The sequence below is a fragment of the Stenotrophomonas sp. S4 genome (assembly GCF_054187805.2).
On sequence record NZ_CM196188.1, the window covers coordinates 3,916,578 to 3,938,530 of the forward strand.

Sequence of the window (21,953 nt, forward strand, 5' to 3'; positions counted from 1 at the left end):
TTTGCAAGGTTCCCCCATGAACTCTTCCACACATCGCAGCGCGCCGCCCAACGGCGCGCGCTGGCTGACCCAGGCGCTGGAGGCCGAGGGCGTCCACACGCTGTTCGGCTATCCCGGCGGCACCATCATGCCGTTCTACGACGCGCTGGTGGATTCGTCGCTGAAGCACGTCCTGGTGCGCCATGAGCAGGGCGCGGCACTGGCCGCTAATGGCTTTGCCCGCGCCAGCAACCAGGTGGGCGTCTGCGTGGCCACCTCCGGCCCGGGCGCCTCCAACCTGGTCACCGGCATCGCCGACGCGATGCTGGATTCGGTGCCGATGGTCTGCATCACCGGCCAGGTCGCCACGCCGCTGCTGGGCACTGACGCCTTCCAGGAACTGGATGTGTTCGGCCTGACCCTGCCGATCGTCAAGCACAGCTGGCTGGTGCGCAGTGTCGACGACCTGCCGCGCGTGGTCGCCGATGCGTTCCGCATCGCCCGCGAGGGCCGGCCCGGCCCGGTGCTGATCGACCTGCCCAAGGACGTGCAGCTGGCCGATGCCAGTCATCTGCCGGCGCACGTGCCGAGCAGCGTCGAGCCGCCGCCTGCGCCGGCCGAAGCGGCCATCGCCGAAGCCATCGCCGCACTGGCGGCCGCCGAAAAGCCGGTGGTCTACGCCGGTGGCGGCATCGCGCTGGGCGATGCGGTGCAGGACCTGCGCGCTTTCGTCGAAGCCAGCGCCATCCCCACCGTGATGACCCTGCGCGGGCTGGGCGCGCTGCCGGCCAACCACCCGCAGTCGCTGGGGATGCTGGGCATGCACGGCACCCGCGCAGCCAACATGGCGGTGCAGGAAAGCGACCTGCTGCTGGTGCTGGGGGCGCGTTTCGATGACCGCGCCACCGGCAAGCTGGCGGAGTTCGCACCGTTCGCCCGTGTCGTCCACATCGATGCCGACGCCTACGAGATCTCCAAGCTGCGCAGCGCCGATGTCGCCGTGCCCGGCAATGTCGGCCATGCCATCCGCGCCCTGCGTGCGGCCTTCCCCTCCCCCAAGGCCCACCAGGACGCATGGCGCAGGCGCTGTGCACAGCATCGCGATCGTTTCGCAGCGCGCTACGACGCACCGGGCCAGCACATCTACGCCCCGGCGCTGCTGAAGCGCCTGAGCGAGCTGGCACCGGCCGATGCGGTGATCGCCTGCGATGTCGGCCAGCACCAGATGTGGGTGGCGCAGCACTGCCGCTTCAACCACCCGCGCAACCACCTGACCAGTGGCGCGCTGGGCACCATGGGCTTCGGCCTGCCGGCAGCGATGGGTGCGCAGTTCGCCTGCCCCGATCGCACCGTGGTGCTGGTGTCCGGCGACGGCAGCTTCATGATGAACGTGCAGGAGCTGGCGACCATCGCGCGTTGCCGCCTGCCGGTGAAGATCGTGCTGCTGGACAACAGTTCGCTGGGCATGGTGCGGCAGTGGCAGGAGCTGTTCTTCGCCGAGCGTTACAGCGAGATCGACCTGTCCGACAACCCGGACTTCGTGGCGCTGGCGCAGGTGTTCGGCATTGCCGCGACCCGCATCGATGCACGCGATGACGTCGAGGGTGGGCTGGCCGCGCTGCTGGCCGAGCCCGGCCCCGCGCTGCTGCACGTGGCCATCGATGCACGCGCCAACGTGTGGCCGCTGGTGCCGCCGAACACCGCCAACAGCACGATGCTGGAAAGCAACCCTGCCCATGCCCGCCAGGAGACCCCCAATGCAATACCGGCTTGACCTGGTGCTGCACCCGGCCGAAGGCGCGCTGCTGCGCGTGATCGGCATGGCCGAACGCCGTGGCTTCGCACCGCGTGCGATCAGCGGTGCGCCGGTGGCCGCCGACGATGGCCGCTGGCACCTGCAGCTGGTGGTGGATGGCCAGCGCCCGGCGGAAACGCTGTGCCGGCAGATCGAGAAGATCTACGACTGCGTGTCCGTGCAGGTCACCGCCGTGGAAGGAGCATCCGTATGAACACCCGTACCGTAGTGACCACGGTGCCGGTACGGAGGCGTCTTCTTCGCCGCCCGTGCCCGCATGCGGCGGTCGCCTGCACCCCGCTGGTGGCCCATGCCGGCCGCTGATGCCAGCCAGGAAAGCGATGTCGGCGACGTAAGCGTCGCCGACGTACTGGCGGCGCAGGCCCGGCTGCGCCGCTTCCTGCCACCCACCCCGCTGCACCATGCCGAGCGCTTCGGCACCTGGCTGAAGCTGGAGAACCTGCAGCGCACCGGTTCCTACAAGGTACGCGGCGCATTGAATGCGCTGCTGGCCGGCCGCGAGCGCGGCGATACCCGGCCGGTGATCTGCGCCTCGGCCGGCAACCATGCCCAGGGCGTGGCGTGGGCGGCCTACCGCCTGGACGTGCCGGCCATCACCGTGATGCCGCACGGCGCGCCCGCCACCAAGATCGCCGGCGTCGCCCACTGGGGCGCGACCGTGCGCCAGCACGGCACCAGCTATGACGAGGCCTACGCCTTCGCGGTTGAACTGGCACAACGCCACGGCTACCGCTTCCTGTCCGCGTTCGACGATGCCGACGTGATCGCCGGCCAGGGCACGGTCGGCATCGAGCTGGCCGCGCACGCGCCGGATGTGGTGATCGTGCCGATCGGCGGCGGCGGCCTGGCCTCCGGCGTTGCTCTGGCGTTGAAGTCACAGGGCGTGCGCGTGGTCGGCGCGCAGGTGGAGGGCGTGGATTCGATGGCGCGTGCGATCCGTGGCGACGTGCGCGAGATCGCCCCCGTCGCCTCGCTGGCCGATGGCGTGCGGGTGAAGATTCCCGGCTTCCTGACCCGCCGCCTGTGCACCTCGCTGCTGGACGATGTGGTGATCGTGCGCGAGGCCGAACTGCGCGAAACCCTGGTCCGGCTGGCGCTGGAGGAACACATCATCGCCGAGGGCGCGGGTGCGTTGGCGCTGGCGGCCGGCCGCCGCGTCGCCGGTCGCCGCAAGTGCGCGGTGGTCTCCGGCGGCAACATCGATGCCGGTGTCCTGGCCGGCCTGCTCACCGACATCCGTCCGCGCCCGCCACGCAAACCGCGGCGACGGCGCAGTGAAACCCCGCGCTCGCCGGCCAAGGCCAGCGCTCCCGCATCCCCCACGTCTTCCCCTTCCCCCCTGCAAGCCGTCGCACCCGCTGTCGAGGAGATTTCCCTGTGACCACCATCGAACGAATTACCACCCCGCGCATCCGCATCTTCGACACCACCCTGCGTGACGGCGAGCAGTCCCCCGGCTGCAGCATGAGCCCGCCGCAGAAGCTGGTGATGGCGCGTGCGCTGGACGAACTGGGCGTGGACATCATCGAGACCGGCTTCCCGGCCAGCTCGCAGTCCGACCGTGAGGCGATGGCACTGATCGGCCGCGAACTGCGCCGCCCGAGCCTGAGCCTGGCGGTGCTGTCGCGCTGCCTGCAGGCCGACATCGAGACCTCCGCACGTGCGCTGGAGGCCGCAGCCAACCCGCGCCTGCACGTGTTCCTGTCGACCAGCCCGCTGCACCGCGAGCACAAGCTGCGGATGACCCGCGAGCAGGTACTGGAGTCGGTACGCAAGCACGTCTCGCTGGCCCGCTCCTACATCGACGACGTCGAGTTCTCGGCCGAGGATGCCACCCGTACCGAGCTGGACTACCTGATCGAGGTTTCGCGCGTGGCCATTGCCGCCGGCGCCACCACCATCAACCTGCCCGACACCGTCGGCTTCACCACGCCGGAAGAGATCCGCGCGATGTTCCAGCAGGTCATCGCCGGCGTCGCCGACGTGCCCAATGCCGCCAATGTGATCTTCAGCGCGCACTGCCACAACGACCTGGGCCTGGCGGTGGCCAACTCGCTGGCCGCCATCGAAGGCGGTGCACGCCAGGTCGAGTGCACCGTCAACGGCATCGGCGAGCGCGCCGGCAACTGCTCGCTGGAAGAGATCGCGATGGTGCTGAAGGTACGCCAGGCCTTCTACGAGCAGGACAGCTCGATCAACACCCCGCGCATCGTCGGCACCTCGCAGCTGCTGCAGCGCCTGGTCGGCATGCCGGTACAGCGCAACAAGGCCATCGTCGGTGCCAACGCGTTCGCCCACGAATCGGGCATCCACCAGCACGGCATGCTGCGTCATCGCGGCACCTACGAAATCATGCGTCCGGAAGACGTGGGCTGGGAGGATTCGCAGATGGTGCTGGGCCGCCACAGTGGCCGCGCCGCCGTCGAAGCGCGCCTGCGTGCGCTGGGCTTCTGGCTGGACGAAGACGAACTGAAGCTGGTGTTCGAGCAGTTCAAGGGCCTGTGCGAACAGCAGCGCGTGGTCACCGATGCCGACCTGCAAACCTTGATGCAGGGCGGCTCCAACGCGCAGGGCTATCGCCTGGCGTCGATGACCATCAGCGACGTCGGCAGCCGCGCCAATGCACTGGTCGAACTGTCCGACCCGGACGGCAACCGCGTGGCCGAGACCGCGCAGGGCGACGGCCCGGTCGATGCGCTGTTCGGCGCGCTGTCGGCTGCCACCGGCGTGCAGCTGATGCTGGACAGCTACCACGTGCACAGCGTCGGCATCGGCGCCGATGCGCGCGGCGAAGCCAACCTGAGCGTGCGCCACGAGGGCGTGGAGTACGACGGCACCGGCACCAGCAAGGACATCATCGAAGCCTCCGCGCTGGCCTGGCTGGATGTGGCCAACCGCCTGCTGCGCCAGCGCCAGGCCACCACCCACAGCAGCACCAACGTTCCCACCCCCGCCACCGCCTGAGGAACCCGACATGAGCGCCTTCGACACCCCCACCCCGACCAGCGCCGCTGGCCAGCAGTGGAACGCCCAGGATTATGCGATCGACGCCGGCTTCGTGCCGCTGCTCGGCGGCGCGGTATCGCGCCTGCTCGACCCGCGCGCCGGTGAACGCATCCTCGACCTGGGCTGTGGCGATGGCGTGCTCAGCACCGAGCTGGCGCTCAGCGGCGCGCACATCCACGGTGTGGATGCCTCACCGGAACTGGTGATCGCCGCGCGTGCGCGCGGCGTCGATGCGCAGGTGATGGATGGCCACGCACTGACCTTCAACGCTGAGTTCGATGCGGTGTTCAGCAATGCGGCACTGCACTGGATGGGCACCCCGGACCGCGTGCTGGAAGGTGTGCGCCGCGCGCTGCGCACCGGCGGCCGCTTCGTCGCCGAGTTCGGTGGCCATGGCAACGTGGCCACGATCATCGCGGCGGTGCAGGCCGCGCGAGTGGCCCACGGCCATGGTGCCAGCGCCTTCCAGTGGTACTTCCCCACTGCCGATGCCTACGCCGATCGCCTGCGCCAGCATGGCTTCCAGGTGCAGCTGATCGAGTGCACGCCGCGCCCGACCGCACTGCCGACCGGCGTGGCCGGCTGGCTGCGCGTGTTCGCCGCACCGCTGCTGGACGACCTGCCGGCCGAGGCACGCGCCACCGTGCGCGAGGCCGCCACCGCACTGCTGGCCGATCTGCCGCGCAATGCTGCTGGCCAGCCGCTGGCCGACTACGTGCGGCTGCGGGTACTCGCCCGTCGCCGCTGACATGATCCATTCGTTATCTTTCCCGATGTCCGCACCTTCGTACTTCTGCCAGGCACACGCATGACCTCCGCACCCCGCACCCTGTACGACAAACTGTGGGACGCCCACGTGGTTGTCCCTGAATCCGACAGCGCGCCCGCCGTGCTGTACATCGACCTGCACCTGATCCACGAGGTGACCTCGCCGCAGGCGTTCACCGAGCTGCGCGAACGCGGCCTGTCACCGCGCAGGCCGGACCGCACCAAGGCGACGATGGACCACTCCACGCCGACCCTGCCGGCCGCCGCGGACGGCACGCTGCCCTACGCCAGCGCCGCCTCCGAGGCGCAGGTCGCCACGCTGGCGCGCAATTGCGCCGAGCACGGCATCGAACTGTTCGACATGGCCTCGGACAACCGCGGCATCGTCCACGTGATCGCGCCGGAACAGGGCTTTACCCAACCCGGCATGACCATCGTCTGTGGCGACAGCCACACCTCCACCCATGGTGCGTTCGGCTCGCTGGCGTTCGGCATCGGCACCAGTGAAGTCGGCCACGTGCTGGCCACGCAGTGCCTGCTGCAGCGCAAGGCCAAGACGTTCGCCATCACCGTCGATGGCCCACTGGCGCCAGGCGTCGGCGCCAAGGACGTGGTCCTGCACATCATCGGCGTGATCGGCGTCAACGGTGGCACCGGCCACGTGATCGAGTTCCGAGGCAGCACCATCGAAGCGATGGACATGGAACAGCGCATGACCCTGTGCAACATGTCGATCGAGGCCGGCGCACGCGCCGGCATGGTGGCGCCGGACCAGGTCACCTTCGACTTCGTCGCCGCGACCCCGCGTGGTCCCAAGGGCGCCGACTTCGACGCCGCAGTGGCGCGCTGGCAGCAGCTGCGCAGCGATGAGGGCGCACGCTTCGACAGCGAAGTGCACATCGACGCCGCTGATATCCGTCCGACCCTGACCTGGGGCACCCATCCGGGCACCGCCATCGCAGTGGATGCGCCGATTCCGGCGGCCAACGATGCCGCCGCACAGAAGGGCCTGGACTACATGCACTTCCAGGCCGGCAGGGCGCTGGCGGGCACGCCGGTGGACGTGGTGTTCGTCGGCTCGTGCACCAATGGCCGCCTGAGCGACATGCGCGAAGTGGCTCAGGTGCTGCGCGGCCGTCGCGTCGCCGAGCGGGTACGCATGCTGGTGGTACCGGGCTCGGAGATCGTCAAGCGCGAGGCCGAGGCCGAAGGCATCCACGAGATCGTGCGCGCGGCCGGTGCCGAGTGGCGCGAGCCGGGCTGTTCGATGTGCATCGCCATGAACGGCGATCTGGTTGCGCCCGGCCAGCTGGCCGTGAGCACCAGCAACCGCAATTTCGAAGGCCGCCAGGGCCCCGGTTCGCGCACGCTGCTGGCCTCGCCGATGAGCGCGGCATGGGCCGCGGTGAACGGGCACGTTGCCGATACCCGCGAACTGTTCGCACAGGAGGTGGCGTGATGGCCGGCTTCCGTACCCTGACCTCGGCCAGCGTGGTGCTGCGCCAGACCAACATCGACACCGACCAGATCATTCCGGCGCGGTTCCTGTCCACCACCGAGCGCGCCGGCCTGGGCCGCAATGCGTTCAATGACTGGCGCTGGCAGGCCGACGGCGCACCGGTGGCCGACTTCGCCTTCAACCAGCCGCACAACGCCGGCCGCAGTATCCTGCTGGCCGGCCGCAACTTCGGCTGCGGCTCCTCGCGCGAGCATGCGCCGTGGGCACTGACCGACCTGGGCCTGCGCGCCATCGTCAGCAGCGAGATCGCCGACATCTTCCGCGGCAACTCGCTGAAGAACGGCCTGCTGCCGATCGTGCTGGACGAGGCCGACGTGCAGGCGCTGATGCAGCGCCCGGATGATGAGCTGACCATCGACGTGGCCTCGCGCGAACTGCGCACCCCGGATGGCCGCGTCTATTCCTTCCCGCTGGATGGCTTCTCGCAGACCTGCCTGCTGGAAGGCGTCGACCAGTTGGGGTATCTGTTGGGCCGTGTCCCTGAAATCGAACGCTACGAGAGTGAGCATGCACGCTGAAATTGTTGTCCTGCCCGGTGATGGCATCGGCCCGGAAGTGGCCGCCGCGGCAGTGGCCGTCCTGAAGGCGGTCGCCGAACGCTTCAACCACACCTTCACCTTCAGCGAGCACGACATCGGTGGCATCGCCATCGACCGCCACGGCGAGCCGCTGCCGGCGTCGACCCTGGCGGCTTGCCAGGCCGCGAATGCGGTGCTGCTGGGCGCGGTCGGCGGCCCGAAGTGGTCCGACCCGAACGCCAAGGTGCGCCCGGAGCAGGGCCTGCTGGCGATCCGCAAGGCGCTGGGCCTGTATGCCAACCTGCGCCCGGTGCGTACCCATGAAGCCGCCCTGCACGCTTCGCCGATCAAGGCGGAGCTGCTGCAGGGGGTGGACTTCGTGGTGGTGCGTGAACTGACCGGCGGCATCTACTTCGGCGACAAGACCCGCGATGCCGACAGCGCCAGCGACCTGTGCCGCTACACCGTGGCCGAGATCGAGCGCGTGCTGCGCAGTGCGTTCCGTCTGGCGCAACAGCGTCGCGGCAAGGTCACCTCGGTGGACAAGGCCAACGTGCTGGAAACCTCGCGCCTGTGGCGTGACGTGGCGGCACGCATCGGCCGCGAGGAGTTCCCGGACGTGGCACTGGAACACCAGCTGGTCGATTCGATGGCGATGCACCTGCTGGCCAAGCCGCGCGAGTACGACGTGATCGTCACCGAGAACATGTTCGGCGACATCCTCACCGATGAGGCGTCGATGCTGGCCGGCTCGCTGGGCCTGCTGCCGTCGGCCTCGCTGGGCGAACCCGGTGCGGTCGGCATCTACGAGCCGATCCATGGTTCGGCCCCGGACATCGCCGGCAAGGGCATCGCCAATCCGTACGCGACGATCTTCAGCGCGGCGATGCTGCTGCGCCATTCGCTGGGGCTGGAAGCGGAAGCCGCCGCGGTGGAAGCCGCCGTGCACGCCGTGCTGGACGACGGCGTGTTCACCGCCGACCTGGCGGCAAAGGGCCACGCGGTGAGCACCGCCGCCGCCACGGATGCGGTGCTGGCCAGACTCAACTGATCCGATAGCGCCACGCCATGCGTGGCGCCTCTCCCTTTGGACATTGTGCGCAGCCACCCGTGGGGTGGCTCTACTGTAGATCCACGCCATGCGTGGAGCAGCCATCCGTGCCAACCAAGGTTGGCACCCACCACCGCAGTAGAGCCACGCCCATGCGTGGCTGCGTTATTTGGTGGTGTAACCGCCATTGACCAGGATGGTCTGCCCGGTCATCCACCAACCTTCGGTGACCAGGAAGCGGATCCACGGCACGATGTCGGCGATGTCGGTCAGGCCGGTACGGGTGAACGCCGAAAGCGCCGCCGCGGTCTTGTGATACGCCTGCGCATCGGCGCTCTCGGCCGGATAGAAGAAAGGCGTGTCCATCGGACCCGGGCCGATCGCGGTCACCGAGATGCCGCGTTCGCCGAACTCCTTCGACGCCGCGCGGGTGAAGTGCTCGACCGGTGCCTTGGTGCCGGCGTAGCTGGAATAGAACGGCGTGAATGCGCCCAGCAGTGAGGTGACCAGGGTGCAGATGCGGCCACCGTCGTTGACGTGGCGGCCGGCCTCCTTCAGGAAGAAGAAGGCAGCCTTGGCGTTGACCGCGCTCATTTCGTCGTACTCCGCTTCGCTGATCTCCAGCAGCGGCTTCTTCAGTACCTTGCCGACCGTGTTGATGGCGATGTCAGGGCGACCGACCGCTGCCACGGCATCGGCGAACAGGCGCTCCATCGCTGCGGCCGACGTCAGGTCACCCTGAAAGGCAACGGCCGTGCTGCCGGCGGCCTGCACGGCGGCAACGGTCGCCTCTGCATCGGCCTGGGTGGCGGCGCTGTTGTAGTGGATGACGATGGCTTTGGCGCCCTGGCTGGCGAAGTCGCGGGCCAGCAGGCCGCCCAGGTTCTTGGCGCCACCGGCGATCAGCACGGTCTTGCCCTTGAGGGAATGGTCGGTCATGGCGTCTGTCTCGGGAGGGGGCTGCCCGGGGTGGCAACCCTGCCCTGCCGACGATATCGTGCAGAAAATGCGGATAAAGCCCGCCACATTGACTTAACTTTCCAGAGCAAGCGAACAATGGACCGGATCGATCGCTTCCGCATCTTCACCCGGGTCGTGGAATGCGCCAGCTTCACCCGCGCCGCCGACCAGCTCGGCCTGCCCCGCTCCACCGTTTCCGCGGCAGTAGCCGAGCTGGAGCAGCGCCTCGGCACCCGCCTGCTGCAGCGCTCGACCCGGCGGGTCTCCACCACCCACGACGGCGACGTGTTCCATGCCCGCTGCCTGCGCCTGATCGCCGAAGTTGAAGACGCCGAATCGCTGTTCCGGCAGGACGACGCGCAGCCGGTGGGCCTGCTGAAGATCGATGTGCCCAGCCGCATCGGCCGCCGCATCCTCGCCCCGGCGCTGCCCGACTTCTTCGCGCGCCATCCGCAGGTGGAAGTGGACCTGGGCATGACCGACCGCGCGGTGAACCTGATCGAAGACGGCTGTGACGCGGTGCTGCGGGTCGGCCAGCTGGGTGATTCCAGCCTGGTCGCGCGCATGCTGGGACAGCTCGACTTCGTCAACGTCGCCGCGCCGGCCTACCTTCGCGAGCACGGCGTACCGCAGCATCCTGCCGACCTGCAGCAGCACCGCGCGGTGAACTACGCATCGCCGACCACGGCGCGGGTGGAACCGTGGGAATGGCAGGACAGTGGCCAGCTGCGCACGCTGCCGATGCCTGGCTGGGTACGGGTGAACAGCGCCGAGGCCTCGATCGCGTGCTGCGTGGCGGGGCTCGGCCTGCTGCAGATTCCGCGCTACGACGTGCAGGCCGAACTGCAATCCGGTGCGCTGGTTGAAGTGATGCCACAGCACGTGGCGCAACCGCTGCCGGTGACCCTGTTGCAACCGCATCGGCAGCACCGCGCGCAACGCGTGCAGGTGTTCATCGAATGGTTGCTGCCAGTGCTGCGGAGCGGCCTGCGGCTGCAGTAGATCCACACCATGCGTGGATGCACGCCGCGCAGATCAGTAGATCCACGCCATGCATGGATGCACGCATCAGTGCCAACCAAGGTTGGCACCTACCAGGCCCACCGCGGTAGATCCACGCCATGCGTGGATGTGCACAACGTGGATGGGGTCAGAGCCCTTTCCCAGCGGGAAAGGGCTCTGACCCGGGCCTGAAAACCCGGGGCATCAAGCCCCGGATTCATCCGGCTTGACCCGGAACCACGCCGCGTACAGCGCCGGCAGGAACACCAGGGTCAGTACCGTGCCCACGATCAGGCCACCCATGATCGAGATCGCCATCGAGCCGTAGAACGCACTGCGCGACAGCGGAATCATCGCCAGCACGGCCGCCAGCGCGGTCAGCACGATCGGGCGGAAACGGCGCACGGTGGCATCGATGATCGAATGCCAGCGGTCATGCCCGGCATCGATGTCCTGCTGGATCTGGTCGATCAGGATCACCGAGTTGCGCATGATCATGCCGGCCAGTGCGATCGTGCCCAGCAGCGCGACGAAGCCGAACGGCGCGCGGAACAGCAGCAGGAACAGGGTCGCACCGATGATGCCCAGCGGCGCGGTCACCAGCACCATCGCCGCACGCGAGAAGCTGCGCAGCTGCAGCATCAGCAGCGTGGCCACCACCACCAGGAACAGCGGCATGCCGGCCTTGATCGAGTTCTGGCCACGCGCCGAATCCTCCACGGTGCCGCCGGTCTCCAGCAGATAGCCGCTGGGCAGCTCGGCACGGATGTCATCCAGCGTGGGCACGATCTGGTGCACCACGTCCAGCGCCTGCATGCCATCGCTGATGTCGGCGCGCACGGTCACGGTCGGCAACCGGTTGCGGTGCCAGATGATGCCGTCCTCGAAGCCGTACTCCATCGTCGCCACCTGCGACAGCGTGATGCTGCCGCCGTTGGCGGTCGGCATCGACAGGCTGGACAGCAGCTCCAGCTGGTTGCGTTCATCGGCCGGTCCACGCAGCAGCATCTCGATCTGGCGGTTGCCTTCGCGATACACGCTCACCGACTGGCCGGCCAGCGAACTGGCCAGGAACTGGCTGACCTGGGCGCTGCTCACGCCCAGCGCGCGGGCACGCTCCTGGTCGATCACCAGCCGCACCACCTTGCTCGGCTCGCTCCAGTCCAGGTTGACGTTCATCACGTGCGGGTTCTCACGCACCTTGGCCTCGACCTGGCGCGCGATCGCCTGCACCTTCTCGATGTGCTCGCCGGAGATGCGCATCTGCACCGGATAACCGACCGGCGGGCCGTTCTCCAGGCGGGTCACGCGCATCTGCACGTCCGGGAATTTCGGGATCACCTCGTGCAGCAGCCAGTCACGGGTGCTTTCGCGCGATTTGATGTCCTTGGCCAGCACCACGAACTGGGCGAAGTTGGTCGCCGGCAGCTGCTGGTCCAGCGGCAGGTAGAAGCGCGGCGAACCGGTGCCCACGTAGGATACATAGTTGGCGATGCCCTCGCGGCTGGAGAGCAGCTTCTCCAGCTTCTCGGCCTGGGCCTGGGTCGAGCGCAGCGACGCCCCCTCGGCCAGCTCGATGTCCACCATCAGTTCCGGCCGGGTCGAGTCCGGGAAGAACTGCTGCGGCACGAAGCGGAACATCATCAGCGAGAACACGAACAGCGCGATGGTCGCGGCGATCACCCACCAGCGGCGGCGCAGGCAGGCGTCGAGGAAGCGCCGGAAGCTGCGGTAGAACGGGCGCTGGTAGGGATCGTGGTCGTGCCCGTGCTGCGGCGGTACGATCAGGTTGGCCAGCGCCGGATAGCGGTCGGCCCACTGCTGGCGCTTGGCCAGCCAGCGCGCGGACAGGCTGCCCGGCTTCGGCGGCTGCGGATTGAACAGGTCCGGCAGCATCTTGTCGCCCAGGTACGGGATGAACAGCACCGCCGCGATCCACGACACCACCAGCGCGATGGTCACCACCTGGAACAGCGAACGGGTGTATTCACCGGTGCTCGATGCCGCCGTGGCGATCGGCAGGAAGCCGGCCGCCGTGATCAATGTGCCGGTCAGCATCGGGAATGCGGTCGATTCCCAGGCGAAACTGGCCGCGCGCAGGCGATCGAAGCCCTGCTCCATCTTGGTGGCCATCATCTCCACCGCGATGATCGCATCGTCCACCAGCAGGCCCAGCGCCAGCACCAGCGCACCCAGCGAGATCTTGTGCAGCCCGATGTCGAAGTAGTGCATGACGAAGAACGTCATCGCCAGCACCAGCGGAATGGTCACACCCACCACCAGGCCGGTGCGCAGGCCCAGCGAGAAGAAACTGACCAGCAGCACGATCACCACCGCTTCGGTCAGCACCTGCACGAACTCGCCGACCGACTCCTCCACCGACTGCGGCTGGTCGGACACCTTGCGCAGCTGCATGCCGGCCGGCAGGGTCTTCTGCAGCCGCTCGAACTCGGCATCGAGGTTGGCGCCCAGCTTGAGGATGTCACCGCCATCCTTCATCGCCACCGCCAGGCCGATCGCCTCCTCGCCCATGAAGCGCATCTTCGGCGATGCCGGGTCGGCGAAGCCACGCTTGACCTCGGCGATGTCGCCCAGGTGCACGGTGCGGTCGCCAGCACGGATCGGGAACTGGCGGATCGCTTCGATATCGTTGAACTGGCCAGTTACGCGCAACTGCACGCGATCGGTGGCGGTCTCGAAGAAACTGGTGCCGGTGATCGCATTCTGGTCGGCCAGCGCCTGCTGTACCTGCTGCATCGACACACCCAGCGTCGCCAGCCGGGTGTTGGACAGCTCGATCCACACCTTCTCGTCCTGCAGGCCGACCAGATCGATCTTGCCGACATCGGGCACGCGCTGCAGTTCCAGCTGGATGCGGTCGGCGTAGTCGCGCATCACCGCGTAGTCGAAGCCCTTGCCGGTCAACGCATAGATGTTGCCGTAGGTGTCGCCGAACTCATCGTTGAAGAACGGGCCGACAATCTCGCGCGGCAGCGTCGCACGGATGTCGCCCACGCGCTTGCGTACCTGGTACCACAGGTCCGGGATCTGCCTGGAACGCAGGCTGTCGCGCGCCATGAAGATGACCTGCGATTCGCCGGGGCGCGAATACGAGCGGATGAACTCGTACTCGCCGGTGTTCATCAGCGCCTTCTCGATCGGCTCGGTCACCTGCCGCGAGACCTGTTCGGCGGTGGCGCCCGGCCACAGCGTGCGCACCACCATCGCCTTGAAGGTGAATGGCGGATCCTCGGACTGGCCCAGATGCTTGTACGACCATGCGCCGATCAGCGCGAAGGCAAGCATCGCGAACAGCACCAGCGGACGGTTGGACAACGCCCACTCGGAAAGATTGAAGCGGCGCACCGGCTTACTCCTTGGCCTTGGCGGCAGCGGCCGGCGTGGCCGGCTTCAGCACCGGGCGGTTCTGGCGGTCCACGGCGATCACCGGCTGGCCGGCGCGCAACAGGTGTCCGCCGGCAGCGACCACCCAGTCAGCGGCACCCACGCCGGACAGCACCGGCACCGTCTCACTGCCGTAGGCACCGGTGGTGACTGCTGCGGCCTTCAGCGTGCTGTTGGCCGGATCGACCACCCATACGCTGGCGGCACCGTTGGCACCGCGCTGCAGCGCGCCGAGCGGCAGCTGCAGGGTGCCGTGGCGGCCGGCGCTGCTGTAGACGCGCGCGCTCTGGCCCAGTTCGACATCGGCCAGCGCATCGGCGGGCAGGCTGACCCGGGTTGCATAGGTACGTGCCTGCGGATCGGCGGCGGCAGCGATCTCGCGGATCGTGCCCGGCAGGCGCTGGCCGGGGCGGTTCCACAGCTCCACCTCGACCGGCTGGCCCACCGCATAGTCGCGGATGGTGGCCTCGGGCAGGTCGATCAGCACTTCGCGCGCACCGTCGGCGGCCAGGTTGAAAATGGTCTGGCCGGCCGACACCACCTGCCCGGCTTCGGCCTCGCGGCTGGCGATCACGCCGTCGGCCGGCGCGCGCAGCTGTGCGTAGTCGGCCTGGTTGCGCAGCACATCGAGGTTGGCGCGGGCCGCGTTGGCCTGCCCCTGCGCGGCCTTGAAGGCGGCGGACTGCTGGTCCAGCTGCGAGCGGCTGACCAGTTGCTGGTCGGCCAGCACCTGGTAGCGCTTGAGGTCATCGCGGGCACGCACCAGATCGGCTTCGGCCGCCGCCAGCTGCGCCTGCGAGGCGCGCGCCTGCAGCGCGAAGTCGGCCACGTCCAGTTCGGCCAGCACGTCGCCCTTCTTCACCCGTTGCCCGGCATCGACGTGGCGCTTGACCAGGTTGCCGCCGACGCGGAACGACAGCGGACTTTCCTGCCGCGCACGCACCGTGCCCGGGAAAGCCGCCGGCGCCTGCCCGGCCTGCTCGCCGGGGTGAACCACCAGCACCGGCACGGCCGCCTGGGGCGCCTGTTCCTGTCCCGAACAGGCTGCCAGCGCAGCCATCCACACCATACCGCCCATCCAGCGCACGATCTTCATCGGTCAACGTCCTGAAAACGCAGGGTTGCAACTAAGGGAGGAGCCGCGACTGCCGGCCCAATTTAATAAACCGGCCGGTATAGTATAAATATCGAACCGCTTGGTCTAGTATTGTCGTGATGAGTTCTCACACTTCCCGCAAGCCGTCGGCCAAGCCCGCTGCCAAGGCCGCCGGACCCGGGCGCCCCAAGGACCTCGGCAAGCGCGCGGCGATCCTTGAAGCAGCCAAGGCACTGTTCATCGAACAGGGCTATACCGGCGTGAGCATGGACACCATCGCCGCTCAGGCCGGCGTCTCGAAGCTGACTGTGTACAGCCACTTCGGCGACAAGGAGACCCTGTTCTCCGAGGCCGTGCAGTCAAAGTGCATCGAAATGCTGCCCGACGCGCTGTTCGTGGCCGACGCGGACGGTCCGCTGCGCGACCAGCTGATCGGCATCGGCCTGGCCTTCTTCGAGCTGATCACCTCCGACGCGGCGATCTCGATCCAGCGCATGATGATGGCGCCGGAGACCGACGAACACCTGCGCGAGCTGTTCTGGCAGGCCGGCCCGGAGCGTACCTGCGAGGCCCTGGCCGACTTCCTGCGCGCCCGCGGCGAACGCGGCGAGCTGGAGATCCCCGACTATTACCTGGCTGGCCAGCAGTTCCTGACCCTGGTCAAGGGCGAAGTGCACATGCATATGATGTGCGGCATGCCACTGTCACCGGTGGAGTGCGACCCTCTCACCCATGTGACCGCCAGCATCGACTTCTTCCTGCGCGCCTATGCGCCGCGAGGGGCCGGGACGGCTGAATAACCAAAACTGAACGAACCGGAGGTCGCGATGACTTCCGGCACTGCGACCCCGGCCACCCGGCAGCTGATGCTCTGGGCGCGCCGCCGGCCTCCGGCACCGGTAAAATGGCCGGCCCACTGCGCTGGATTTGAACCTCATGACGATTGATTACGCCCACGCCCGCGAACTGATGGTGGAACAGCAGATCCGTCCCTGGGACGTGCTGGACATCAAGGTGCTCGACGTCCTGGCCCGCCTGCCGCGCGAGGCCTTTGTCGCCGATGCACACCGGGCACTGGCCTACGCCGATGTCGAACTGCCGATCGGCCATGGCCAGAAGATGATGAAGCCGGTCATCGAGGGCCGTACCCTGCAGGCGCTGGACCTGCAGCCGGGTGACGAAGTGCTGGAAATCGGCACCGGCAGCGGCTTCCTGTCGGCCTGCATCGGCGCGCTGGCACGCGACGTGCTGAGCCTGGAAATCGACCCGGAACTGGCCGCCGCCGCGCGCGCCCGCCTGGACGCCTCCGGCCTGGGCACCAACGTCCGCGTAGAAGTGGCCGACGCCCTGTCCTGGCAGACCGAACGCCGCTTTGACGTGATCTGTGTCACTGGTGCGGTCGACGTGGTGCCGTCACAGTTCGCTTCGTGGCTGCGTCCGGGTGGTCGCCTGTTCGTGATCCATGGCCGTTCGCCGGCGATGGAGGCCCTGCTGGTCAAGGCCGACGGAAGCAGCGAGTCCCTGTTCGAGACCGATATCGATTACCTGCGTGGTGCCGCCCCGGCCCCCCAGTTCCACCTCTGAGTCCAAGGAAGCCGCAATGATCCGCCGATCCCTCGCTGTTGCGCTGGCCACTGCCCTGCTGCCGTTGTCCGCCCATGCCGCCGACCTGCTGCAGGTCTACGAAATGGCGCGCAATGGCGATCCGCAGCTGTCCGCCGCCGAATCGACCCGGCTGTACGACAAGGAAGGCGCCGTGCAGGCCCGCGCTGCCCTGCTGCCGCAGATCAACGGCCAGGCCCAGCTGAACCGCACGCGCAGCGAGCCCAATGCCGACGCCAACTCCGGCTCGTTCACCAGCAAGCGCCGCACCTACACGATCGACGGCAGCCAGACGCTGTTCAACTGGACCCAGATCAACAACCTGCGCTCGCAGCGTGAGCTGAGCAAGGCGGCGGACTTCACCCTCGATTCGGCCAACGACAGCCTGATCGTGCGCACCTCGGCGGCCTACTTCAACGTGCTGGTGGCGATCGAATCGCTGAACGCCGCACAGACCAATGAAGCGGCCGCGAAGAAGCAGTTCGACTTCGCCGACAAGCGCCTGGAAGTGGGCCTGGCGCCGATCACCGACGTGCACGAAGCACGCGCCCAGTACGACCAGGCGCGCGCCAACACCATCGTTGCGCAGAACACCCTGGCCGATAACTACCAGGCCCTGACCGAACTGACCGGCCAGCCGGTGGTCAACCTGCGCGGCCTGCCGGCCGACTTCCGTCCGGAAGTGCCGGCCAACCGCGGCAACATCGATGAGCTGGTGCACCAGGCCACCAACCAGAATCCGGCGCTGAAGGCGCAGGAACTGAAGGTCAGCGCCGCCGAAGCCGGCGTGCAGGCTGCCCGTGGCGGCCATTACCCGACCCTGTCGCTGGGCGGCAGCTGGGGCAAGAGCGCGACCTGGGGTGACAGTACCGGCGCCGGATCGTTGTCGCCGGATGCACGCACCAACAGCATCGGCCTGACCCTGAGCGTGCCGATCTTCTCCGGTGGTGCCACCCAGTCCGGCGTGCGCCAGGCGCTGGCCCAGCGTGACATCGCCCAGGACGGCTACGAGCAGCAGAAGCGCGCCCTGGACCGCAACACCCGCAATGCCTACCAGACCCTGGTTCAGGGCATCAGCGAAGTGGAGGCACGCCGCCTGGCGGTAGTCTCGGCGCAGAGCGCATACGACGCCTCGCAGGTCGGCCTGGAAGTCGGTACCCGTACCGTGCTGGACGTGATCCAGAACCAGCGCATCCTGTTCTCGGCGCAGCTGGACTACGCCCAGGCCCGCTACACCTTCCTGCAGAACCGCCTGCTGCTGAGCCAGTCGCTGGGTGCGCTGGACGTGGCCGAACTGCAGGACGTCAACCGCCTGCTGACCCAGGACGCGGGCAACCCGGCAACGACCACGCACTGATCCGTCGCCCTGCCGGCAACGAAGAAGCCACCCGCAAGGGTGGCTTTTTTGCAGGCGGTGCATCCACACGCACCGACCCGTTGGGTGGCCCCGCGAACCGTCAGCCCGGCCATGCCCGCAGTCGCTCCAGCGCCGCAAGCAGGCATAGCGCGGCCGCCACGGGCGCCAGCATCGGCAGCACCAGTTCGCGACCGATTGCCCCCTGCCCCGTGCCACTCCGCCGCCGCAGCACCGCCAGGCACAGCGCCGCCATCACCAACAGGGTTGCCGGACCCGGCAGCGCCGGCAGGCTGCCCAACGGCAGCCACAGCACCAGCATCACCGCCGGCAGCCCGACCCCCGCCGCGATCAGGCCGCGGGAACGTCCCACTGCTTCCCTCTCCCCCGGCCATAGCGACGTTGCCAGCCGCACGGCCAGCATCAGCAGCACCAGCTGCAGGGCGGCCAGGCCCGCTGCCCCAGCCAGGGGCAACAACGGCAGCATCCACTGCAACTGCGGATGCATCTGCAGCGCCACGGACAGGGGCCGGGTACTGGCCAGCGCGGAAAACTCGACCAGCCCGGCCTGCAGTGCCGCCAGCACGATCAGCAGCAACATCGCCAGCAACGAGACCAGCGCCAGCACAGCCGGCTGCCACATCGCGCCCTGGCGGCGCAGCGCAGGAAAGCCCAGTGCCAAGCCGACGCTGGCAAATACCCCCAGCAGCGGCACCGCAGCCGCCAGCACACCGCCCAGCCCGAAGCGATACGGCGCGGTCGCCGGTGGCAGCCAGGGAATCCAGTGCGCGTAGTGCACATGACGTGCCGCCAGCGCCAGCAGCAATACCCCGACACCGATCTTCACCGTCAGCAGGGCACAGGCCACCAGCACCGCACGCCGAGGCGGCAGCAACGCCAGCGCGCCCAGCACCAGCAGACCCACCACCGCCGTCACCTGTTCCGGCAGCCAGTCGCTGGCCTGGAGGCCTCCCGCGGCCAGCACCGCGTGTACATGGTGGGCCATGGACTGCGCCACGCCCGCCGTGGTCGCCACCAGCTCCAGCAGCAGGGCCACGCCCAACACGCCAGCCACCCGCGGCCCCCAGCTGGTGGCCAGCAGCCCATGCAGGCCCTCGGCCGCAGGCAGCTGCAGCACCAGATCCTGCAGGCAGCACAGCACCAGGCCAGCCCCCAGTGCGGCCAGCAGCAGGCTCAGCACGATGGCCGGGCCGGCCTGCGCCGCCGTTTGCTGGCCCACCAGCGCGATCACGCTGCCGCCCACCAGCAGCGTCAGCGCCACCACCGCCAGATGGTCCATGCCCAGCCGGGCCCCACCGGTGCCGTCCCTGCCCCTGTCGCCGTCCATCGCAAGTTCCCTTGATATCCGCCCAAGCGCGGTCGACAGCAGGCTGGCAGCCTGCGTCGCCCTGCGGAATCAGAATCGGTGCCGTGTGCGCCACGATGTGATGGCAGGCACGCTGCCAGTGGCAGGGTCGGTCCAGCAACGACAGAAAAATCGTCGCTAAGCAGAATTGATGAAGTTGATCACGACAATGCTCGACAGCGCCGCTGACGCCGCGCTGCCGCGATCACTCGCGCGGCGGTGGCAGGTGCGGCGCGACCAGGGCAAGCGTGCGCTGCAGCGCGCCGCGGCCATTGCTGACCAGCGTACAACCGGCGCGTGCCATGTCCTCGCGGGCCTGGGCATCGTCGAGCAGGTGCTGCAGCAGATCGCCCACCGCCTGCGCATCCTCGCCGATCAGCAGCGCACCGGCCTCGCGCATGCGCCGGGAGATTTCCGCAAAGTTGTGCAGGTGCGGACCGGTCACCGCCGCCGTTCCCATCGCGGCCGGCTCCAGCAGGTTGTGGCCGCCGATGGCCTGCAGGCTGCCGCCGACGAAGGCGACCTGGGCGCAGGCATAGAACGGCATCAGCTCGCCGAGGGTATCGATGACGAACACATCGGTGGCCGCGTGCGGCCACTGGTCCACGCGGCGGGTCGCCACGCTCCAGCCCTGTTCGCGCGCCAACGCTTCCACCTTCGGGAAACGCTCGGGATGTCGCGGTGCCCACAGCAGCAGCAGGTCCGGATGCTGCTGGCGCAGGCGCCGGTGCAGGTCGATCACCGCCTGCTCCTCGCCGTCATGGGTACTGGCGGCGATCCATACCGGGCGAGCGGCCGGTACCCGCGCATGGAACTGTTCGACGAAGCCCTGCACATCCGGCGTGGCGATGTCGAACTTCAGGTTGCCCAGCGCCTGCACCTGGCCAGGCTCCGCCCCCAGCTGCACGAAGCGCTCGGCATCGTCCTGCGACTGCGCGGCCACGCAGGTGACGGTGCGCAGCGCGCGGCGGATCAGTGCGGCCAGCAACCGGTAGCCGCGCAGCGAACGCGCCGACAACCGGGCGTTGAGGATGTACACCGGAATACCGCGGTCACGGCAGCCGAACAGCATGTTCGGCCACAGCTCGGTTTCCAGGATCAGCGCCAGGCTGGGCTGGAAATGGCCGAGGAAGCGGTTGACGCTGCCCGGCACGTCGTACGGCAGGTAGACGTGGTCCAGGGCGTCGCCCCACAGCGCGCGTACGCGCTCGGAGCCGGTCGGGGTGATGGTGGTGATCACCCAGCGGATGTCCGGGCGCTGCTGGCGCAGGGCATTGACCAGCGGTGCGGCGGCATTGACCTCGCCTACCGAGACCGCATGCAGCCAGACCCGCGGCTGGCCGGTCGGCTGCGGATAGGAGGCGTAGCGTTCATCCCAGCGCCGGAAGTATTCACGGACCCGGAAGCCGCGCCAGACCAGGTGGTACACGGTGATCGGCAGCAGGATGTAGAGCACGACCGAATACAGGCCGCGCAGGATCCATTCGACAGGGTCTTTACGCATGCGGCAAGGATACGGGAGCCCCCGGGGAAAGACACGCGGCCGCCTTGGTAGAATGGACCCATGTCAGATGCCTCCACCGCCGTCCGCCCATCGCTGCGCGATCCGCGCAACTGGCCGATGTTCGCCGCCATGTTCGGCGCCTTCGCCATCGCCCGCCTGCCGTGGATGCTGCAGCGCGCGCTGGGCCGGGGCGTCGGCTGGATCACCTGGCGCCTGCTCGGCAGCCGCCGCCGCGCCGCCGAGGTCAACCTGCAGCTGTGCTTCCCCGAGAAGGACGAAGCCTGGCGCCAGCGCCTGGTGCGCGACAGTTTCGATGCGCTGGGCGTCGGCGTGTTCGAGTGCATCCGTGCCTGGTGGGGCAGCATTGACCGCATCCGCCCGCAGGTACGGATCGAAGGCCTGGAACACCTGCGGCAGATGCAGGCTGAAGGCCGCGGCGTGCTGCTGGTCTCCGGCCACTTCATGACCCTGGAAATGTGCGGACGCCTGCTGTGCGACTACGTCGACCTGTCCGGCATGTACCGCAAGCACAAGAACCCGGTGTACGAGTGGGCGGTGAAGTTCGGCCGCCTGCGCTATGCCAAGGCGATGTTCGCCAACGAGGACATCCGCGCGACCGTGCGCCATCTGAAGAAGGGTGGTTTCCTCTGGTACGCGCCGGACCAGGACATGCGTGGCAAGGACACCGTGTTCGTGCCGTTCTTCGGCCACACCGCGTCGACCATCACCGCCACCCACCAGCTGGCGCGGATGACCGGTTGTGCGGTGATTCCGTACTTCCACCGCCGCGAAGGCGGGAAGTACATCCTGAAGATTGGTGCCCCGCTGGAGAATTTCCCCAGCGAGGATGTGGAAGCCGATACCACGCGGGTCAACCAGGCCATCGAGGAGATGGTGCGCGAGGCCCCCGACCAGTACCTGTGGATCCACCGCCGTTTCAAGCGCCAGCCCGGCGGCCGGAGCGATTTCTACAAGTAGATCCACGCCATGCGTGGATGCTCTACATT

Annotated in this window: 18 protein-coding genes; 13 read left to right on the forward strand and 5 right to left on the reverse strand. The window is 68.3% G+C overall.

What is annotated here, in order from left to right; all coding sequences use genetic code 11:
* The first annotated feature begins 16 nt into the window (after nucleotides 1-16).
* The 8 genes from ilvG to leuB all read left to right on the forward strand — a co-directional run bounded on the left by ilvG (nucleotide 17) and on the right by leuB (nucleotide 8,657).
* Nucleotides 17-1,753 carry an acetolactate synthase 2 catalytic subunit gene (ilvG, locus tag ACUZUJ_RS18245; protein ID WP_049442927.1) on the forward strand — a complete coding sequence of 579 codons (1,737 nt, stop codon included), beginning with the start codon at nucleotides 17-19 and terminating at the stop codon, nucleotides 1,751-1,753.
* Nucleotides 1,737-1,988 (forward strand): ACT domain-containing protein, encoded by a 252-nt coding sequence (locus tag ACUZUJ_RS18250; protein ID WP_014038403.1) that lies wholly within the window; start codon nucleotides 1,737-1,739, stop codon nucleotides 1,986-1,988. Before ilvG ends, ACUZUJ_RS18250 begins: the two co-directional genes overlap by 17 nt.
* Nucleotides 1,989-2,084: 96 nt before the next feature.
* The gene (locus tag ACUZUJ_RS18255) at nucleotides 2,085-3,176 is read left to right on the forward strand and encodes a threonine dehydratase (protein ID WP_049442926.1); all 1,092 of its coding nucleotides are present in this window, start codon (nucleotides 2,085-2,087) and stop codon (nucleotides 3,174-3,176) included.
* Nucleotides 3,173-4,759, forward strand: coding sequence for a 2-isopropylmalate synthase (locus ACUZUJ_RS18260; RefSeq protein ID WP_458220578.1), 1,587 nt, complete (start codon nucleotides 3,173-3,175; stop codon nucleotides 4,757-4,759). Before ACUZUJ_RS18255 ends, ACUZUJ_RS18260 begins: the two co-directional genes overlap by 4 nt.
* A gap of 10 nt (nucleotides 4,760-4,769) precedes the next feature.
* Complete coding sequence (locus tag ACUZUJ_RS18265; protein WP_049442924.1) at nucleotides 4,770-5,549, forward strand: class I SAM-dependent methyltransferase; 780 nt, start codon at nucleotides 4,770-4,772, stop codon at nucleotides 5,547-5,549.
* A 60-nt stretch (nucleotides 5,550-5,609) separates the two neighbouring features.
* Entirely contained in the window at nucleotides 5,610-7,028 is a 1,419-nt protein-coding gene (leuC, locus tag ACUZUJ_RS18270) for a 3-isopropylmalate dehydratase large subunit (protein WP_049442923.1), read from the forward strand.
* On the forward strand, nucleotides 7,028-7,606 hold the full coding sequence (gene leuD / locus ACUZUJ_RS18275) for a 3-isopropylmalate dehydratase small subunit (RefSeq protein WP_049442922.1): 579 nt from the start codon (nucleotides 7,028-7,030) through the stop codon (nucleotides 7,604-7,606). Before leuC ends, leuD begins: the two co-directional genes overlap by 1 nt.
* A complete protein-coding gene (gene leuB, locus ACUZUJ_RS18280) occupies nucleotides 7,596-8,657 on the forward strand; it encodes a 3-isopropylmalate dehydrogenase (protein ID WP_049442921.1) in 1,062 nt (353 codons plus the stop codon). The genes leuD and leuB overlap by 11 nt, the downstream gene beginning before the upstream one ends.
* A 165-nt stretch (nucleotides 8,658-8,822) precedes the next feature.
* On the opposite strand, the gene ACUZUJ_RS18285 is transcribed toward leuB, so the two are convergent.
* Nucleotides 8,823-9,596 carry an SDR family oxidoreductase gene (locus ACUZUJ_RS18285; RefSeq protein ID WP_049442920.1) on the reverse strand — a complete coding sequence of 258 codons (774 nt, stop codon included), beginning with the start codon at nucleotides 9,594-9,596 and terminating at the stop codon, nucleotides 8,823-8,825.
* Between the two features lie 117 nt (nucleotides 9,597-9,713).
* On the opposite strand from ACUZUJ_RS18285, the gene ACUZUJ_RS18290 reads away from it, so the two are divergent.
* Nucleotides 9,714-10,619 (forward strand): LysR family transcriptional regulator, encoded by a 906-nt coding sequence (locus ACUZUJ_RS18290; RefSeq protein ID WP_458220579.1) that lies wholly within the window; start codon nucleotides 9,714-9,716, stop codon nucleotides 10,617-10,619.
* A 204-nt stretch (nucleotides 10,620-10,823) separates the two neighbouring features.
* Here the strand turns inward: ACUZUJ_RS18290 and ACUZUJ_RS18295 are convergent, their stop codons facing one another.
* Complete coding sequence (locus ACUZUJ_RS18295) at nucleotides 10,824-13,985, reverse strand: efflux RND transporter permease subunit (protein WP_458220580.1); 3,162 nt, start codon at nucleotides 13,983-13,985, stop codon at nucleotides 10,824-10,826.
* Between the two features lie 4 nt (nucleotides 13,986-13,989).
* On the reverse strand, nucleotides 13,990-15,120 hold the full coding sequence (locus tag ACUZUJ_RS18300; RefSeq protein ID WP_458220581.1) for an efflux RND transporter periplasmic adaptor subunit: 1,131 nt from the start codon (nucleotides 15,118-15,120) through the stop codon (nucleotides 13,990-13,992).
* Between the two features lie 119 nt (nucleotides 15,121-15,239).
* On the opposite strand from ACUZUJ_RS18300, the gene ACUZUJ_RS18305 reads away from it, so the two are divergent.
* The 3 genes from ACUZUJ_RS18305 to ACUZUJ_RS18315 all read left to right on the forward strand — a co-directional run bounded on the left by ACUZUJ_RS18305 (nucleotide 15,240) and on the right by ACUZUJ_RS18315 (nucleotide 18,079).
* Nucleotides 15,240-15,920 carry a TetR/AcrR family transcriptional regulator gene (locus tag ACUZUJ_RS18305; RefSeq protein ID WP_458220582.1) on the forward strand — a complete coding sequence of 227 codons (681 nt, stop codon included), beginning with the start codon at nucleotides 15,240-15,242 and terminating at the stop codon, nucleotides 15,918-15,920.
* Between the two features lie 136 nt (nucleotides 15,921-16,056).
* Nucleotides 16,057-16,704: a protein-L-isoaspartate O-methyltransferase family protein gene (locus ACUZUJ_RS18310; protein WP_014648346.1), complete on the forward strand. Its 648-nt coding sequence runs from the start codon at nucleotides 16,057-16,059 to the stop codon at nucleotides 16,702-16,704.
* A 16-nt stretch (nucleotides 16,705-16,720) separates the two neighbouring features.
* On the forward strand, nucleotides 16,721-18,079 hold the full coding sequence (locus tag ACUZUJ_RS18315) for a TolC family outer membrane protein (protein ID WP_049442915.1): 1,359 nt from the start codon (nucleotides 16,721-16,723) through the stop codon (nucleotides 18,077-18,079).
* A 100-nt stretch (nucleotides 18,080-18,179) separates the two neighbouring features.
* Here ACUZUJ_RS18315 and ACUZUJ_RS18320 read toward each other — a convergent pair whose 3' ends face one another.
* Together ACUZUJ_RS18320 and waaA are read right to left on the reverse strand one after the other, a co-directional pair.
* A complete protein-coding gene (locus ACUZUJ_RS18320) occupies nucleotides 18,180-19,424 on the reverse strand; it encodes an amino acid transporter (protein ID WP_101766044.1) in 1,245 nt (414 codons plus the stop codon).
* Between the two features lie 223 nt (nucleotides 19,425-19,647).
* Complete coding sequence (waaA, locus tag ACUZUJ_RS18325; RefSeq protein ID WP_049442913.1) at nucleotides 19,648-20,946, reverse strand: lipid IV(A) 3-deoxy-D-manno-octulosonic acid transferase; 1,299 nt, start codon at nucleotides 20,944-20,946, stop codon at nucleotides 19,648-19,650.
* 60 nt (nucleotides 20,947-21,006) lie between these two features.
* On the opposite strand from waaA, the gene ACUZUJ_RS18330 reads away from it, so the two are divergent.
* Nucleotides 21,007-21,924, forward strand: coding sequence for an LpxL/LpxP family Kdo(2)-lipid IV(A) lauroyl/palmitoleoyl acyltransferase (locus ACUZUJ_RS18330; protein ID WP_049442912.1), 918 nt, complete (start codon nucleotides 21,007-21,009; stop codon nucleotides 21,922-21,924).
* Nucleotides 21,925-21,953: the final 29 nt, after the last annotated feature.

Excerpts from the sequence above, each read along its gene's own strand:
- ACUZUJ_RS18315 (WP_049442915.1), top strand. The coding sequence starts at position 16,721 with ATGATCCGCCGATCCCTCGCTGTTGCGCTGGCCACTGCCCTGCTGCCG.
- ACUZUJ_RS18290 (WP_458220579.1), top strand. The coding sequence starts at position 9,714 with ATGGACCGGATCGATCGCTTCCGCATCTTCACCCGGGTCGTGGAATGC.
- ACUZUJ_RS18285 (WP_049442920.1), bottom strand. The coding sequence starts at position 9,596 with ATGACCGACCATTCCCTCAAGGGCAAGACCGTGCTGATCGCCGGTGGC.
- ACUZUJ_RS18310 (WP_014648346.1), top strand. The coding sequence starts at position 16,057 with ATGACGATTGATTACGCCCACGCCCGCGAACTGATGGTGGAACAGCAG.
- ACUZUJ_RS18255 (WP_049442926.1), top strand. The coding sequence starts at position 2,085 with ATGCCGGCCGCTGATGCCAGCCAGGAAAGCGATGTCGGCGACGTAAGC.
- ACUZUJ_RS18250 (WP_014038403.1), top strand. The coding sequence starts at position 1,737 with ATGCAATACCGGCTTGACCTGGTGCTGCACCCGGCCGAAGGCGCGCTG.
- ACUZUJ_RS18330 (WP_049442912.1), top strand. The coding sequence starts at position 21,007 with ATGTCAGATGCCTCCACCGCCGTCCGCCCATCGCTGCGCGATCCGCGC.
- leuB (WP_049442921.1), top strand. The coding sequence starts at position 7,596 with ATGCACGCTGAAATTGTTGTCCTGCCCGGTGATGGCATCGGCCCGGAA.
- ACUZUJ_RS18305 (WP_458220582.1), top strand. The coding sequence starts at position 15,240 with ATGAGTTCTCACACTTCCCGCAAGCCGTCGGCCAAGCCCGCTGCCAAG.
- ACUZUJ_RS18265 (WP_049442924.1), top strand. The coding sequence starts at position 4,770 with ATGAGCGCCTTCGACACCCCCACCCCGACCAGCGCCGCTGGCCAGCAG.
- leuC (WP_049442923.1), top strand. The coding sequence starts at position 5,610 with ATGACCTCCGCACCCCGCACCCTGTACGACAAACTGTGGGACGCCCAC.
- leuD (WP_049442922.1), top strand. The coding sequence starts at position 7,028 with ATGGCCGGCTTCCGTACCCTGACCTCGGCCAGCGTGGTGCTGCGCCAG.
- waaA (WP_049442913.1), bottom strand. The coding sequence starts at position 20,946 with ATGCGTAAAGACCCTGTCGAATGGATCCTGCGCGGCCTGTATTCGGTC.
- ACUZUJ_RS18300 (WP_458220581.1), bottom strand. The coding sequence starts at position 15,120 with ATGAAGATCGTGCGCTGGATGGGCGGTATGGTGTGGATGGCTGCGCTG.
- ACUZUJ_RS18320 (WP_101766044.1), bottom strand. The coding sequence starts at position 19,424 with ATGGACGGCGACAGGGGCAGGGACGGCACCGGTGGGGCCCGGCTGGGC.
- ilvG (WP_049442927.1), top strand. The coding sequence starts at position 17 with ATGAACTCTTCCACACATCGCAGCGCGCCGCCCAACGGCGCGCGCTGG.